The 209-nt window shown below is 66.0% G+C and carries 1 protein-coding gene; it reads right to left on the reverse strand.

Going from position 1 to position 209, the window contains the following annotated elements; all coding sequences use genetic code 11:
• Positions 1–190 (reverse strand): hypothetical protein (locus tag U8525_RS34780; protein WP_374271020.1); only part of this gene is annotated, 190 nt, incomplete at its 3' end.
• Positions 191–209: the final 19 nt, after the last annotated feature.

Here is a 209-nt window from a genome sequence, read left to right on the forward strand (position 1 = left end):
AGCTTTGAAGCAACCTCCGCTTGCCTTCGAGCGACAGCGCCTCAGCCGCCATGTCAATGCCGCGCAGCGCCACTACCGGGACTACCGGCTCGAACTCTCGAGGTGCCTGCGCCACCGCCTGCAGCTTCGCCTCGCTTGCCTTGAGCAGCGCGGAGACCGCCTCGGGCACTTCCAGCGTCACCTTCACCATGGCCGGGATTTCTCCCACG

Source organism: Corallococcus sp. RDP092CA (assembly GCF_041903675.1).
In the GTDB taxonomy this organism is placed as follows: domain Bacteria; phylum Myxococcota; class Myxococcia; order Myxococcales; family Myxococcaceae; genus Corallococcus.